The organism is Vagococcus sp. CY53-2, from assembly GCF_022604695.1.
GTDB lineage: Bacteria > Bacillota > Bacilli > Lactobacillales > Vagococcaceae > Vagococcus.
Genome location: NZ_JALAHP010000001.1, coordinates 1 through 15,659 on the forward strand (window position 1 = coordinate 1; position 15,659 = coordinate 15,659).

20 protein-coding genes are annotated in these 15,659 nt (G+C 35.1%); 17 read left to right on the top strand and 3 right to left on the bottom strand.

The genetic code is table 11. The features are described from left to right. The 3 genes from MN581_RS00005 to MN581_RS00015 all read right to left on the bottom strand — a co-directional run. Positions 1 to 475, bottom strand: a 475-nt coding sequence (locus tag MN581_RS00005) for a transposase (RefSeq protein WP_241698888.1), incomplete at its 3' end; no start/stop codon positions are given. 125 nt (positions 476 to 600) lie between these two features. Further along, complete coding sequence (locus tag MN581_RS00010) at positions 601 to 1,248, bottom strand: amino acid ABC transporter permease (protein ID WP_117972081.1); 648 nt, start codon at positions 1,246 to 1,248, stop codon at positions 601 to 603. 2 nt (positions 1,249 to 1,250) lie between these two features. After that, the gene (locus MN581_RS00015) at positions 1,251 to 2,075 is read right to left on the bottom strand and encodes a transporter substrate-binding domain-containing protein (RefSeq protein ID WP_117972082.1); all 825 of its coding nucleotides are present in this window, start codon (positions 2,073 to 2,075) and stop codon (positions 1,251 to 1,253) included. A 207-nt stretch (positions 2,076 to 2,282) separates the two neighbouring features. Between MN581_RS00015 and MN581_RS00020 the strand changes: the two genes are divergently transcribed. The 17 genes from MN581_RS00020 to yidD all read left to right on the top strand — a co-directional run bounded on the left by MN581_RS00020 (position 2,283) and on the right by yidD (position 15,646). Beyond that, a complete protein-coding gene (locus MN581_RS00020; RefSeq protein WP_117972083.1) occupies positions 2,283 to 2,459 on the top strand; it encodes a 2-hydroxymuconate tautomerase in 177 nt (58 codons plus the stop codon). 86 nt (positions 2,460 to 2,545) lie between these two features. Next, positions 2,546 to 2,782, top strand: a complete 237-nt coding sequence (gene secG / locus MN581_RS00025) for a preprotein translocase subunit SecG (protein ID WP_117972084.1) — start codon at positions 2,546 to 2,548, stop codon at positions 2,780 to 2,782. Positions 2,783 to 2,864: 82 nt separating this feature from the next. Beyond that, entirely contained in the window at positions 2,865 to 3,608 is a 744-nt protein-coding gene (locus MN581_RS00030; RefSeq protein ID WP_117972085.1) for an alpha/beta fold hydrolase, read from the top strand. Between the two features lie 8 nt (positions 3,609 to 3,616). After that, positions 3,617 to 5,962: a ribonuclease R gene (gene rnr, locus MN581_RS00035; RefSeq protein WP_241698889.1), complete on the top strand. Its 2,346-nt coding sequence runs from the start codon at positions 3,617 to 3,619 to the stop codon at positions 5,960 to 5,962. Between the two features lie 10 nt (positions 5,963 to 5,972). Continuing rightward, positions 5,973 to 6,443, top strand: a complete 471-nt coding sequence (smpB, locus tag MN581_RS00040; protein WP_117972087.1) for an SsrA-binding protein SmpB — start codon at positions 5,973 to 5,975, stop codon at positions 6,441 to 6,443. Between the two features lie 501 nt (positions 6,444 to 6,944). Then, entirely contained in the window at positions 6,945 to 7,667 is a 723-nt protein-coding gene (atpB, locus tag MN581_RS00045; protein WP_117972757.1) for a F0F1 ATP synthase subunit A, read from the top strand. 37 nt (positions 7,668 to 7,704) lie between these two features. Further along, a complete protein-coding gene (atpE, locus tag MN581_RS00050; protein WP_071456694.1) occupies positions 7,705 to 7,917 on the top strand; it encodes an ATP synthase F0 subunit C in 213 nt (70 codons plus the stop codon). A 66-nt stretch (positions 7,918 to 7,983) separates the two neighbouring features. After that, positions 7,984 to 8,505 (top strand): F0F1 ATP synthase subunit B, encoded by a 522-nt coding sequence (atpF, locus tag MN581_RS00055; protein ID WP_241698890.1) that lies wholly within the window; start codon positions 7,984 to 7,986, stop codon positions 8,503 to 8,505. Beyond that, positions 8,498 to 9,037 carry an ATP synthase F1 subunit delta gene (gene atpH, locus MN581_RS00060; protein ID WP_241698891.1) on the top strand — a complete coding sequence of 180 codons (540 nt, stop codon included), beginning with the start codon at positions 8,498 to 8,500 and terminating at the stop codon, positions 9,035 to 9,037. Before atpF ends, atpH begins: the two co-directional genes overlap by 8 nt. Positions 9,038 to 9,073: 36 nt before the next feature. Further along, positions 9,074 to 10,612: a F0F1 ATP synthase subunit alpha gene (gene atpA / locus MN581_RS00065; RefSeq protein WP_241698892.1), complete on the top strand. Its 1,539-nt coding sequence runs from the start codon at positions 9,074 to 9,076 to the stop codon at positions 10,610 to 10,612. Between the two features lie 16 nt (positions 10,613 to 10,628). After that, positions 10,629 to 11,543, top strand: coding sequence for a F0F1 ATP synthase subunit gamma (locus tag MN581_RS00070; RefSeq protein WP_117972091.1), 915 nt, complete (start codon positions 10,629 to 10,631; stop codon positions 11,541 to 11,543). Positions 11,544 to 11,564: 21 nt separating this feature from the next. Further along, positions 11,565 to 12,968, top strand: a complete 1,404-nt coding sequence (atpD, locus tag MN581_RS00075; protein ID WP_117972092.1) for a F0F1 ATP synthase subunit beta — start codon at positions 11,565 to 11,567, stop codon at positions 12,966 to 12,968. An 18-nt stretch (positions 12,969 to 12,986) separates the two neighbouring features. After that, positions 12,987 to 13,406, top strand: coding sequence for a F0F1 ATP synthase subunit epsilon (locus MN581_RS00080; RefSeq protein ID WP_117972093.1), 420 nt, complete (start codon positions 12,987 to 12,989; stop codon positions 13,404 to 13,406). Positions 13,407 to 13,462: 56 nt separating this feature from the next. Beyond that, on the top strand, positions 13,463 to 13,705 hold the full coding sequence (locus tag MN581_RS00085; protein WP_117972094.1) for a DUF1146 family protein: 243 nt from the start codon (positions 13,463 to 13,465) through the stop codon (positions 13,703 to 13,705). Between the two features lie 103 nt (positions 13,706 to 13,808). Then, positions 13,809 to 15,107, top strand: a complete 1,299-nt coding sequence (gene murA, locus MN581_RS00090; protein WP_117972095.1) for a UDP-N-acetylglucosamine 1-carboxyvinyltransferase — start codon at positions 13,809 to 13,811, stop codon at positions 15,105 to 15,107. A 26-nt stretch (positions 15,108 to 15,133) separates the two neighbouring features. Continuing rightward, positions 15,134 to 15,313, top strand: coding sequence for a DNA-directed RNA polymerase subunit beta (locus MN581_RS00095; protein WP_117972096.1), 180 nt, complete (start codon positions 15,134 to 15,136; stop codon positions 15,311 to 15,313). A gap of 57 nt (positions 15,314 to 15,370) precedes the next feature. Beyond that, complete coding sequence (gene yidD, locus MN581_RS00100; protein WP_241698893.1) at positions 15,371 to 15,646, top strand: membrane protein insertion efficiency factor YidD; 276 nt, start codon at positions 15,371 to 15,373, stop codon at positions 15,644 to 15,646. Positions 15,647 to 15,659: the final 13 nt, after the last annotated feature.

Sequence of the window (15,659 nt, forward strand, 5' to 3'; positions counted from 1 at the left end):
TTTTATTATTTGCATGTGCTTTGATATGAGTCCCATCAATAAATATCTCAGACGTATCAACTAAATGAGCTTCTATACACTGCGCTAAAATACCATAAAAAATTTGTTCAAAGATATCTGTTCCTTTGAATCTTCTTGAGTAATTTTTACCAAAAGTTGAAAAGTGAGGGACTGAATCTTGGATATCTAAACCTAAAAACCATCTGTAAGCCATATTTACTTCGACTTCTTTAATCGTTTGTCTCATACTCTTAATTCCGTATAAGTATTGAATCAAAGGAAGTTTGATTAACATAACTGGGTCTAAACTAGGGCGTCCATTAGACTGATCATATTTATCCTCAACAAGTTGATAAATAAAACTAAAATCGACATATTTATCTATATCTCTTAGAAGATGTTCCTGTGGAACTAAGTCTTCTAATGAATAAAAACCTATTTGATTACGTTTACTCATATCTTGCTTTTTCAACATTAATAGTCACTCCTTTTCTCTATTTTACCAAAAAAAGACAAAGTATCGAAATTTATCAATACTTTGTCTACAGTCTGAAGCATGCCCTAGTTTTTAGGACATGCTTTTTACGATAGCTAAGAGAATTAAGAAAGTATAGGAAATCTTTTTTCTAAAGCATATTGTATTTTTTCAATTAATATACAAAGTAGCCAATAAATACAGGCGACTAAAAAGTACATGGATAAGAAATTGAACTCTCTTCCACCAATGATTTTTGCTTGCTGAAAAATTTCAGATACCGTAATCATTGCTGCTAGAGAAGAGCCTTTCACTAAATCAATCGCGACGTTGCTCATAGGACCAATGGCAATTCTGATGGCTTGAGGCATAATGATTTCTCGAATGATTAACAATTTTTTCATACCTAGAGCTTTTGATGCTTCCCATTGCCCTTGATTGACACTACTCATGGCACTACGAAAAATTTCAGATAAAAAAGCGCTACTCGTCAAACCAAAACACAGAATACTTGCTATAATAGGATTTAGTTGCATAGGTAAACCGAAATATAAGGCAAAAAGTAAGACAATAGCAGGAATACCCCTAAAAAATGACGAGTAAATAATTAGAAATTGGTTGATTACTTTGTGATTGAGTAATCGTAATAAATAAATCACACTCGCTAGAATATTCCCTAGAAAAAATGAGGCGATACTGATTAATAAAGTATAAGGTAATCCTTTTAATACAAAGGGGATAGACTCAACCATTAATTTTGTATCAATTATCATGGTTATTCAACCTCAATTGTTTTTGAAATGGTGACAGATGGCTTTTTAGAAATATCTTCACCATAAAAAGATGTGGCAATTTTTGCTAAAGTTCCATCTTTTTTCATGTCAGAAATTGCTGAATCAATGTCTTTTTTTAATGCTGCATTGTCTTTGTTTATAACAAGTCCTGAAGATGACGGATTAAAATAAACATCTTCTAAAATTTTGACAGGCATATCAGGTAGGGCAGCAACAGCCATTTTTTGTAAATAATAATCGTTTAAGATGACATCTGTACGCCCTTTAACTAAGTCAGTCATGTATTGATCATTTGTTGCGTTGTCGTAATTCACTAAGGTAGCACCTAAAGACTCAGCAACTTTCATGTAGGTAGTAGACGCTTCGCCGGCTGCTTTTTTTCCTTTTATGTCGTCTAACGAGGCAATACCTGAATTATCTTCTTTTCTAACAACCATGCTACCGAATGAATACTTGATGGGTTCTGATAAGCTAAATTTTTCTTCACGTTTTTTATTGATTGAAAAATCATTTGCTGCCACATCAGCTTTATTGGTTTGAACAGCTGATAGCATCCCATCAACGTTAAATTCTTTAAAGGTTACTTTTTTATTTAGTCGTTTCCCAATTTCTTTTGTTACTTCTATGTCATAACCAGTGAGTTCATTTTTATCATTGTAGTATGAACTTGGAAATAGTGTGCCAGATGTGGCAACCACTAATTCATCTGATTGTTTCTTGTTTGATTCAGTTGCTTTCTTTTCGCCTGTACAACCACCTAAAATAAGTAATAAAGATGTAGATAAAATAAGTAATGTTTTTTTCATGGTGTCTCTCCTTTTGATGTTTAATGCACGTATGAGTATAGTGAGAGTTAACGTTAAAATCTATTTGTTTGGCTTACTATCATTACTTTTAGTTAAAAATAAGGTTAATAGGTCGAAAATAGAAACAATATTGTCCTTTTGAAATTTTAGACTTATCATAAGGAAATTTGTTATAATAGGGTAAAAGAATAAGAGGAGTGTTTTAATATGCCACTTGTCCATATTGAATTATTAGAAGGAAGATCACTAGAACAAAAAGAAGCATTAGTAAAAGATGTGACTGAAGCCATTGTTAAAAATACTGGAGCCAAAACTGAAAATGTGCATATTGTTATTTCTGATATGACAAAAGGAAACTATGCGGTAGGCGGTAAGATGGCATAATCTTCTGTTTGTTTCGCACTGGTATTATTGAAAAAGGTATGATAAAATTGAACAGATGATTAGAGATCAAGATAAGGAGAGTTAATATGTATCAATTTCTATTAACCCTAATGTTAGTTTTATCCATTTTAATTATTATTGCTGTGATGATGCAACCAAGTAAGCAAAATAGTGCTGCTAGTGCGTTTTCAGGTGGTGCAACTGAATTATTTGGTAAAACAAAAGCTCGTGGGTTTGAAGCATTTATGAAACGTGCAACAACGGTTATGGGTATTGCATGGGTTGCAGTGGCTATTGCGCTTGCGTATTTGTCATCAAAATAATGTTAATGTATCTCCTGTTATGACAGGAGATTTTTTTATTGTTATAATAACTTAGCAGATATGTTTGAAGGGAGTTAAATAAATGAAAATAGAACCATTTTATTCAAAAGTAAGCAATAAAGCTGTGTTATTATTCCATGCTTATACAGGGAGTTCAAATGATGTCAGAGCATTAGCTAGAAGAGTTGAAAGAGCAGGTTATTCTGTTTATGCTCCAATGTTTACAGGTCATGGGACAAATGATCCAATGGATATTTTAGAACAAACGTCTGATGTATGGTGGCAAGATGCTAAGCGTGCGATAGACTTTTTAAAAGAAGAAGGACATACACAATTTGCTGTATTTGGTTTATCAATGGGTGGATTATTTGCAATGAAGTTGCTTGAAACTTATCCTGATTTATTTGTTGGTGGAGGAGCATTTTCTTCTCCACTTGACCCAACGGATACAACCAATATTTACCCTAATTTTTTGAAATATTGTGAATACCGTTATGATCAATTAAATCTTTCAGTAGAAGAAAAAACACAAAAAATTGATACGATAAAAGAGCCTTTAGATACTCAACTAAAGGATATCAGTGGAACAGTCCAAACCGTTTATGACGGATTATCTGATGTAGAAAAACCAATTTTTCTCGCACAATCAGCCAAAGATGAAATGGTGCGTGCAGAAGGCGTTTATGATGCAGCAAGAGGTATGAAAAAGGCGTTTGTTGAAGTCCATTGGTATCCAAATAGCACTCATGTCATCACAGTGAGCCATGATAAAATTCAATTTGAACAAGATGTGGTTCAATTTATTCAAAAACTATCATGGGAATAGGAGGAAGTATGAGAAAAACATTAAAAGAAACAATTTTAGAGACAATGACCTCTAGTAAAAAAAAGTCATTTTCAGTCGAACAATTAGCAGAAATGCTGGATTTACAAAAAAGCAATGATTTTAAAGAATTAGTTCAAGCTATCGCTCAGATGGAAAGAGAGCAACTTGTGACGTTTAATCAAAAAGGAAAAATAAAATTAGTCACAAAAGAAACGGTTCTTGAAGGCGTGTTTCGTTCAAATGAACGAGGATTTGGCTTTGTTACGGTTGAGGGAGAGGATTCAGATGTCTTTATTAGTCGAGATGAGACTGGTTATGCTCTTGAAGGAGATAAAGTTGAAATCGAGATATTAAAAGCAGGTAATCCATTGGAAGACCAAGCACCAGAAGGAAAAGTAGTTAAAATTATTGAGCGAGGCATCAGCCAAATAGTAGGTATTTTTACACTCTTTACAGAAAGTGAGCAGCAAGAAACGGGTCTTTATGGTGTGGTAACACCAAAAGATAAAAAACTAAGTCGTTACAAAGTGTTTATCGCTTCGGAAGGGATTTTACCTGAAGATGGGAGTGTCGTGGCTGTCGAAGTGACGCACTATCCTGAAGTTGGCTATACTAATAGTTTTGAAGGATTAGTAAAACAAGTGGTTGGCCACAAAAATGATCCAGGAATGGATATTTTGTCGATTGTGTTACAGCTAGGAATTCCTACTGACTTTGATGAAGCCACATTAAAACAAGCAGAAGAATTACCAGATGAAGTATTAGAAAGTGAGTTACAGCATCGGGTGGATTTAAGAAAAGAAGTAGTTGTGACAATTGATGGAGCGGAAGCAAAAGATTTAGATGACGCCGTTCGGGTTGAGAAATTAGACAATGGCAATTACTTTTTAGGTGTGTATATTGCAGACGTGTCACACTATGTGACAGAAAATAGCCCGTTAGATGCTGAGGCAAGTGATCGCGCAACGAGTGTGTATTTGACTGATCGTGTGATTCCAATGTTACCTAGAAAATTATCAAATGGTATTTGTTCACTTAATCCAAATGTAGATCGCTTAGCCATGGCATGTGAAATGGAAATAAATGGTGAGGGGGATGTCGTCTCACATGATATTTTTGAAACAGTGATTCATTCAACGGCTAGAATGACCTATGATGAAGTGAATGATATTATTGAAGGAACGAATGATGACACAATCAAACAATATAGTAAACTTGTTCCAATGTTTCATTTGATGAATGAGTTACACGAAATTCTAGAGAGCAAACGAGCAAATCGTGGGGCAATCTCGTTTGAAGATAGAGAAGCCTATATTGTGGTAGATGCAGAAGGTCATCCGGTAGATATAAAATTACGTACAAGAAAAGCAGCTGAAAGACTAATTGAGTCCTTTATGTTAGCTGCAAATGAAACAGTCGCGAAGACTTATACGGATAAACAATTGCCATTTATTTATCGTATTCATGAGCATCCAAAAGAAGAAAAAGTTCAGCGTTTCTTAGAGTTTATGACAAATTTTGGTATCATGGTAAAAGGGAAAAAAGATGCGGTATCACCAAAAGAGCTGCAACGAGTGTTAGACCAAGTGAATGGACGACCAGAAGAACCGGTTGTGAGTATGATGTTACTTCGCAGTATGCAACAAGCAAAATATTCGGAAGATCCAGTGGGTCATTACGGATTAGCCGCAGATGACTATACCCATTTTACTTCACCAATTAGACGTTACCCTGATTTAATTGTTCATCGATTAATTAAGTCATATGAAAAAGAAAAAGTAACAGATAAAATCAAGCAAAAATGGGATGAGTTAATTCCAGATATTGCGGATCATAGTTCTAAAATGGAGCGACGAGCAGTTGAAGCTGAGCGTGAAACCGATAAACTGAAGAAAACAGAATTTATGCAAGATAAAGTTGATGAAGAATTTGATGGTATTATCACATCTATTACTAAATTTGGTATGTTCATAGAATTACCTAATACAATAGAAGGATTAGTTCATGTTAATCAGTTGAAAGATGATTATTATCATTTTATTGAAACTCATATGGCGTTTGTTGGTGAGCGAACAGGTAAAGTATATAAAATCGGTCAAAAAGTTCTTGTGAAATTAACTAAAGCGGATGTTGACACACGAGAAATTGATTTTGACTTGTTATCAGCTGAACCATTGACCGAAAAAATTGAATTACCGAAAAAAAATAAAAAGTCATCTTCATCAAATCGACGCAAAGATCCAAAAAAATCATTTGGCAAATCAGATGATTCTAAAAAAGGAAAAAAAGGCAAGAATGGTAAAAAACCTTTTTATAAATCTGTGAATAAAAAACCGAAGAAAAAGAAAAAGTGAGGGATGACTCATGCCTAAAGGTGAAGGAAATTTAATTGCTCAAAATCGTAAGGCTCGTCATGATTATGCAGTATTTGAGACTTTTGAGGCTGGTATTGTGCTTCAAGGAACCGAAATAAAATCCATTAGACAACGCCGTGTTAACTTAAAAGATGGTTTTGCTAGAGTTCGTAATGGTGAAGCCTATTTAATGAATGTTCATATCAGTCCTTATGAACAAGGGAATATTTTTAATCATGACCCATTAAGAACACGGAAATTATTACTTCATAAAAAACAAATCATCAAAATTGAAACAGAAATGAAAAATCCTGGTGTGACGTTGATTCCGTTGAAGCTATACATTAAAGATGGTTTTGCTAAAGTGTTACTAGGGTTAGCAAAAGGGAAAAAGCAATATGATAAACGAGAAGATTTAAAACGAAAAGATATGAACCGTGAAATTAACCGAGCTTTGAGAGACAAACAACGTACATTTTAGTCGTTGTTTGTCTTTTTTTTACTAAGCATGTTAGCATGGGGAGACATAAGGATGTTGTTCCTTATACAGGCTCGGCATTTCTGAGCTGATGACACTTGCTAAAGTGGATTATCAAACGATCAAAGTTTAATTCTTTGTGTAAAGATAATCATTTTGGAAGGTGTCTTTATACTTTTTTTATGGAGGTGACTAATTAGGGGGGTAAAGTAAGACTTTTTAAAAACAACTGGATTAACAAAGAGGTTAAATTTCATTATTTTGAGTATGTTTTAACCAAGTTTTCATTTGTCAATTTTTTTGTATGAAAGTTGTGAGAATTCTACTGATTTACTTTGTGTTATTTATCATTTGGTGGTATTATAGTTTCGATAGTAACAGTCTATCGATGTATTCCTATGTGGAAAAATGTATGTATCAAAAAACATTTTTTCATACACTGTTACAGAAGCTAAAAAACTTCTGAATTTGTTTTAATATTGAGAAGAAAAGGGGTGAAATGTGGTGGAAGAAAAATCCTGGTTGTTTACCATTGGAGGTTTAACATTTGATGGAACGGTCGTAAGTATGACTATATTAACTTGTTTGATTGTCTTTGGATTAGTGTATTTTTGTACACGAAACTTAAAGCTTAAACCTACTGGTAAACAAAATGTCATGGAAGCACTTGTTGACTTTGTTCGTGGTATCGTAGGTGATAACGTTGAGAAGAACGAAGTAAAAGAGTACCATTTATTGGCATTTACTTTTTTCATGTTTGTGCTAGTATCAAATACTTTAGGACTCATTACAAAAGTGACTTTATTCCCAAGTGATGTATCATTATGGAAGAGCCCAACCGCTGATCCAACCGTAACTTTGACACTCGCATTTATTGCGATTATTTTGGCTAATTATTATGGGGTCAAAAAACAAGGTGTTAAAGGTTACTTTGTTAATAGTTATATGAAACCAGTCGGCTTTTTATTACCAATCAAGTTAATAGAAGAATTTACTAATGTATTAACACTTGGTTTACGTCTTTACGGTAATATTTTTGCAGGTGAAGTGTTACTATCGTTAATTGCAGGGTTAGGATCAAGTAGTCCAACGAAATTTATTTTGGCTCTGCCACTTGAAGTGATATGGCAAGCCTTCTCGCTTTTCATTGGTGGAATTCAAGCATTTATTTTCGCTACTTTATTGATGGTTTATATCTCACATAAAGTAGAAGTAGAAGAAGTATAAGTAAACGTATAAAAACATTTTTAGGAGGAGAATTGTTATGCAATATATTGCAGCAGCTATCGCAGTTTTAGGAGCTTCTATCGGAGCAGGTTATGGTAATGGTAAAGTTATCTCTAAAACATTAGAATCAATGGCACGTCAACCAGAATTATCAGGTCAATTAAGAAGTACTATGTTTATTGGGGTTGCCTTAATTGAAGCGATTCCTATCATTGGTGTCGTTATTGCCTTATTATTATTATTTAAATAACATATACAAGCAAGGGTTAAAAAGTTGTAATTAAATGAAAGTCAGGGAAGGATGTGTCGTAATCACATGATGAATCAATTAGTGATTGCAAGTTCTGGACAAACAACGTTTAGTACCATTTTATTTGTCTCTGTTTCATTTCTTGTATTGTTATTAGCGTTAAAGAAATTTGCTTGGGGACCTCTAACAAAGATGTTAGACGAACGAGAAAACAAAATAGCTGGCGATATTGATAGTGCAGAACAATCAAAAATAGACGCTGCTAATTTAGCCAAACAAAGAGAAGTGGAATTAAAAGAAGCTCGTACTGAAGCACAAAGTATTATTGCTCAAGCAAAAGATGTTGCTGAGAATAATGCTCATGCGATTATTGTAGAAGCTCAAGAACATGCAACAAGAATGAAAAAACAAGCCCAAGAAGATTTACGTCTTGAAAGAGAACGTTTATTGGCGGATGCTAAAAAAGAAGTCGCAGACTTATCTATTGAAATTGCTTCTAAAATACTTAAAAAGGAATTGTCAGCTAGTGCTCATCAAGAGTTGGTTCAATCAAGTATTGATAAGCTAGGAGTTGATGACAATGAATAAGAAATTTAGTGTCGCAAGAACTTATGGTAAAGCGTTATTTACCGAAGCAACTCAATTAAATATGATAAATGAAATCTACCAAGAATTATTACAACTTAGAGAAATTTATCATGAAGTACCAGATTTAGGTGATATACTATCAGATGATCGTTTATCCATTTTTGAAAAAGTGAATATTGTAAAAGATTTAGAAAATAGTTTTAGTGATACATTGGCCAAATTTATCCATACGGTTTATGATTATGGTCGTATGAATGAAATGCTTGATATTATTGATGAGTATGAGCATCTTTATTATGATCAATTTGGTATCATTGTAGTAAATGTAACCACAGCTGTTGCATTATCACTTGAACAAAGACATGACTTAGAAAAACGTTTGGCAAAACAATTTCATGCAAATAAAGTTGTTTTACGACCAAAATTAGACCCAAGCATAATGGGTGGAATGATTGTCGAATCAGAACATCGAATCATTGATCAAAGTGTGAGAACAGAATTAAATAATATTCATGCTAAATTATTGGCTTGATGTTTATGTTTAACGACAAGGTGAGAGGTGAGATACATGAGTATAAAAGCGGAAGAAATTAGTTCGCATATTAAACAACAACTTGCTAAATACGAAGAATCGTTAACAGTAGATGAAGTTGGAACAGTTTCCTATGTTGGTGACGGTATTGCTCGTGCTTACGGATTAGAAAATGCCATGTCGGGAGAATTATTGGAATTTGATAATGGTGTTTATGGTATGGCTCAAAACTTAGAAAATGATAGTGTCGGTATTATCATTTTAGGGGATTTTGAACAAATACGTGAAGGCGACAAAGTAAAACGTACACGACGTATTATGGAAGTACCTGTTGGTGAAGCATTAATTGGACGCGTGGTTAATCCTTTAGGACAACCTATTGATGGTATGGGCGAAATCGCTACAACCAAAACACGACCAATTGAAGCAGCAGCTCCTGGTGTTATGGCTCGTAAATCAGTATCAGAACCACTACAAACAGGATGGAAAGCAATTGATGCATTAGTACCTATTGGACGTGGACAACGTGAGTTAATCATTGGTGACCGTAAAACTGGTAAAACTACCATTGCGATTGACACAATCTTAAATCAAAAAGATCAAGACATGATTTGTATTTACGTTGCAATTGGTCAAAAAGAATCAACTGTACGTAACCAAGTTGAAATCTTGAAAAGATATGGTGCAATGGACTACACAATTGTTGTGTCTGCCAGTGCATCACAACCAGCCCCATTACTTTATTTAGCACCTTATGCTGGAGCAAGTATGGGTGAAGAGTTTATGTATAATGGAAAACACGTATTAGTCGTATATGATGATTTATCAAAACAAGCAGCAGCTTATCGTGAAATCTCATTACTATTACGTCGTCCACCAGGTCGTGAAGCGTTCCCTGGAGATGTATTCTACTTACATTCTCGTTTACTTGAAAGAGCAGCGAAATTGAGTGATGAATTAGGTGGCGGATCAATGACTGCCTTACCATTTGTTGAAACACAAGCGGGAGATATCTCTGCTTATATTCCAACAAACGTTATTTCTATTACTGATGGACAAATCTTCTTAGAAAGTGATTTGTTCTACTCAGGTGTTCGTCCTGCGATTGATGCTGGGTTATCAGTATCACGTGTTGGGGGATCTGCTCAAATCAAAGCAATGAAAAAAGTTGCAGGTACACTTCGTCTTGATTTGGCAAGTTACCGTGAGTTAGAAGCCTTTACTCAATTTGGTTCTGATTTGGATGAGGCAACTCAATCTAAATTAAACCGTGGTAAACGAACTGTTGAAGTACTAAAACAAAATGTGCATGAACCATTGGCTGTTGAAAAACAAGTCTTAATTCTTTATGCCTTGACTCATGGATTTTTGGATACTATTCCTGTAGTAGATATTTTACGTTTTGAGCGTGAATTATTTGAATACGTGGATAATAACTATCCAGCAATCTTTGATACGATCCGTACAACAAAAGGATTACCAAATCCAGAAGATATGGATAAAGCAATCGATGAATTTAAAGGAATTTTTAGTTCTAGTGAATTCTCTGTTGCAGATGAAGTAAAACAATCTTAGAAAGTGGTGATTGAACATGGGCGGCTCACTTATTGATATTAAGAAGAGAATAGCTTCAACAAAAAAGACCAGTCAAATTACAAGTGCCATGCAAATGGTCGCAGCTTCTAAATTGACGAAATCTGAACAATCATCAAGACGCTTTCAAGAGTATGCTTCTAAAGTAAGAAGTATGACAACTCATTTGGCTTCTTCACAGTTAACTGCGATAGATAATTCTGATTTTTCTGGTTTTGAGCAAGAGATGGAAATGTATCAGCAAATGCTTATTGCTCGACCAGTTAAAACAGTTGGATATATTGTAGTAACTTCTGATAAAGGTTTAGCAGGTGGTTATAACAGTTCAATTTTAAAAAACATGTTAGAAATTATCAAAAAAGACGAAGAAGACGGCATGAATGTGGTGTTAATGGCTATTGGAGGAACAGGTTCAGATTTCTTCAAGCATCGTGATTTACCAGTCGCTTATGAATTAAGAGGATTAAGCGACTACCCAAGTTATAGTGAGGTAAGACGTATCGTAAACTCTGCTTTACAAATGTATAATAGTGAGATGTTTGATGAATTGTATGTATGTTATAACCATCATGTTAATACACTATCCTCATCGTTTAGAGCAGAAAAAATCTTACCAATCGTTGACTTAGATGCTAAAGAAGCTGAAACGTACGAACAAGAGTATACTCTTGAACCTTCAGCAGACGCTATTTTAAATACGTTACTGCCCCTTTACGCTGAAAGTTTAATATATGGAGCAGTTTTAGATTCTAAAACTGCAGAGCACGCTGCCCGCATGACTGCTATGAAGAGTGCCACAGAAAATGCGACAAATATCATTGATGATTTGACCATTTCTTATAACCGAGCACGTCAAGCAGCCATTACAGAAGAAATCACAGAAATTGTTGGTGGAGCAGCTGCTTTAGAATAATGACGGGGAGGAATTGTTGAGATGAAAGTAGGAAAAATAGCCCAAGTCATTGGTCCCGTTGTTGACGTGGCTTTTCCATTAGACCAAGCATTACCTGATATAAATGATGCGTTAATCGTTTATAAAGCTGGAAGTAAAGATAAAGTTGTGTTAGAAACAACTCTTGAAATTGGTGATGGAATCGTTCGAACAATTGCAATGGAATCTACAGACGGACTACAAAGAGGAATGGAAGTTCTTCATACAGGAGGTCCTATCAGTGTTCCAGTTGGTCCTGAAACATTGGGTAGAGTCTTTAACGTATTAGGTGAAACTATTGACTTAGGTGAACCTATTGGAGACGAAATTGAAAGAGATAGTATTCATGCAAAAGCACCTGCTTTTGATGAATTAAGTACAAACTCTGAAATATTAGAAACAGGAATTAAAGTTATCGATTTACTAGCGCCTTACTTAAAAGGTGGTAAAATTGGACTGTTCGGTGGTGCCGGAGTAGGTAAAACAGTGTTAATTCAAGAGTTGATTAACAATATCGCTCAAGAATTAGGTGGATTATCAGTGTTTGCCGGTGTTGGTGAACGTACGCGTGAAGGTAACGACCTTTACTTTGAAATGAAGGAATCTGGTGTTATCAAGAAAACAGCCATGGTGTTTGGACAAATGAACGAGCCACCTGGTGCCAGAATGCGTGTAGCTTTAACTGGTTTGACTATGGCAGAATATTTCCGTGATGAAGAAAAACAAGATGTGTTACTATTTATTGATAACATTTTCCGTTTTACTCAAGCAGGTTCTGAAGTGTCAGCTCTTTTAGGACGTATGCCTTCAGCCGTTGGTTACCAACCAACGTTAGCAACTGAAATGGGACAGTTACAAGAACGTATCACTTCGACAAAAGATGGATCAATCACATCAATTCAAGCGATTTATGTTCCTGCCGATGACTATACTGACCCGGCTCCAGCAACAGCCTTTGCGCATTTGGATGCAACAACTAACTTGGAACGTCGTTTGACAGAACAAGGGATTTATCCAGCGGTAGATCCGTTGGCATCATCTTCAAGTGCCTTAGAGCCAGATATTGTTGGTGAAGAACATTATAAAGTGGCCACAGAAGTGCAACGTTTATTACAACGCTATAAAGAATTGCAAGACATTATTGCGATACTTGGTATGGATGAGTTAAGTGATGAAGAAAAAGTAGTAGTAGGACGTGCTAGACGTGTCCAATTCTTCTTATCACAAAATTTCCACGTGGCTGAGCAATTTACAGGACAACCTGGTAGCTATGTACCATTGAATGAAACAATTAAAGGATTTAGAGCAATCTTAGACGGCGAATATGACCACTTACCTGAAGAAGCCTTCAGAAGTGTTGGGCGCATTGAAGAAGCAGTTGAAAAAGCAGAAAAAATGGGCTACTAACAAGGAGGGAAAGTCATTATGAGTACCTTTATGGTTAATATTGTTACGCCAGATGGATTGATTTATGAGCACGAAGCAAAATTTTTGGTTGCAAATACTCAAGCAGGTTCGCTTGGTATTTTGCCCAAACATTGCCCGTTGATTGCCCCTTTAAAAATTGATGCTGTACGGATTGATAGAGAAGAAAATGTTAACGACTGGGTTGCAGTAAATGGTGGCGTTATTGAAGTGCGTGACAACGTGGTTTCAATTGTTGCTAACAGTGCTGAAACAGGAGAAAATATTGATATCTCACGAGCTGAACAAGCTAAGAAGCGTGCAGAACAAAAAATTGAAGCTGCTAAAAACGAGCAAAATCAATCGATTGATATGGCTAGGGCTGAAATAGCACTCTATCGAGCGTTAAATCGGCTTAATGTGGCGAATAAAAGAAGGTAAAGAAACATTTGTTTCTTTACCTTCTTCTCTTTTATAATGAAAGTGGAGGTGAGGATATGTCAGTTTTTGGAATTGATGCGTTAGTTAGGATCTTGAGCCATTTTATTTTTATTTACTTAACCTTTTGGACGTTAAATTCGTTGCGACTTGATGTTCTATTTAAAAAAGGAGTACAGTATGATAGACAAATCCGTTTAGCATATGTTTTTTTATCTGTAGCAATTGGGTTTCAAGTGAGTAACTTCTTTTTAGAAGTAATTTTTCTAGTGCGAAATTTTTTTGAGGGAATGGTTCTCTAAGAAAATTATTAGGAAAATATGAATGAATTTCTTTTTCCATAAAATCATGGTATACTGATTAGGATTTGTAATAAGTTCCTTATATTTATGGAGGGAAAAATTAATGGAATATATAGCAGTTCGCGGTGGAAATCGCCTAGAAGGAAGCGTTAAAATCGAAGGAGCAAAAAATGCTGTATTGCCTATTTTAGCGGGAGCATTACTTGCTAATAAAGGAAAAACAACTATTACCAATGCGCCAATTTTGTCTGATGTATTTACAATGAATAATGTCATTAAGTATTTAAATACAGATATCGAATTTATTGAAGAAGAAAACACGATTAAAATCGATGCAACAAAAGAATTAGAAACAGAAGCCCCATTTGAATATGTTAGCCAAATGAGAGCCTCTATTGTTGTGATGGGACCACTTTTAGCTCGTACTGGTCGAGCTAAAGTTGCCATGCCTGGTGGTTGTGCAATTGGAACACGACCAATTGATTTACATTTGAAAGGGTTTCAAGCATTAGGAGCTAAAATTACGCAACAAAATGGATACATTGAAGCTGTTGCTGATGAATTAGTTGGTGCCAGAATTTATTTAGACTTTCCAAGTGTGGGTGCCACTCAAAATATTATGATGGCTGCTGTCCGTGCAAAAGGGACAACAGTGATTGAGAATGTTGCAAGAGAACCTGAAATCGTCGATTTAGCCATCTATTTAAATAAAATGGGAGCTAAAATCGTTGGTGCTGGGACAGAAACGATTCGCATTGAAGGGGTAACTGATTTATACGGGACAGAGCATAGCGTGGTGCAGGATCGTATTGAAGCCGGGACCTTTATGGTAGCAGCAGCTGCAACGCAAGGAAATGTTTTTATTGAAGATGCTGTGGCAGAACATAATAGTCCGCTGATTTCTAAATTAGTGGAAATGGGTGTAGATATTATTAATGAACAAAATGGGATTCGTGTCATTGGACCAAAATATTTGAAACCAACGGATATTAAAACACTACCACATCCTGGGTTTCCAACAGATATGCAAGCACAAATGAGTGTCTTGATGGTATTAGCCTCAGGGGATAGTGTGTTAACAGAAACTGTTTTTGAAAATCGATTCCAACATTTAGACGAATTACAACGTATGGGTGCTAAATACCGTATTTCCAATAGTGTGGCTTATATTAGTGGTGTTCCAAAGCTTCAAGGAGCACAAGTTAGTGCAACAGATTTACGTGCAGCAGCAGCTCTGATTATTGCTGGATTAGTTGCAACAGATGAAACACGAGTGACTAGATTAGAGCATTTAGACCGTGGATACTATAAATTCCATGAAAAATTAGCCAACCTTGGTGCAACAATCGAAAGAGTTGATGAAGATGTTGCTCATGAATCAATGGCAGAAGTAGTAAGTTAAGCTCTATAATGAAGGAGGAAATTTAATTGAGTTCAATAACTAAAAGAGTAGTCATACAATTGATGCTAGTTATTTTTGTGATTCTATTATTGATTGGATTATTTTTCCTAGGTATTTTTATAGGGTATGTCTATGTTGGAAAAGGGCAATCAAGTGATGCCTTTAATCCATCGACATGGCACCATATACTAGATTTTGTAAAATAACTAATGACCATCAACTCTTATGTTGGTGGTTATTTTTTAAATTGTTAGGAAGATATGATGAAAAAAATTATCATTTTACCTGTTCGTTTTTATCAAAAATTTATTTCTCCTTTATTTCCTAAAAGTTGTCGTTATCATCCAACGTGTTCTCAGTATATGATTGATGCGGTAAATTATCATGGAGCGATTAAAGGATTTATCATGGGTACGGCTCGTATTTTAAGATGTCACCCTTTTGTTAAAGGTGGCATTGACTATGTACCACCAACATTTAGCATCAGGAAAAATCCAGATGAGACATATCGTGGACCATATAAAAGAGAAAAAAAATAAATGACTTAAAAGT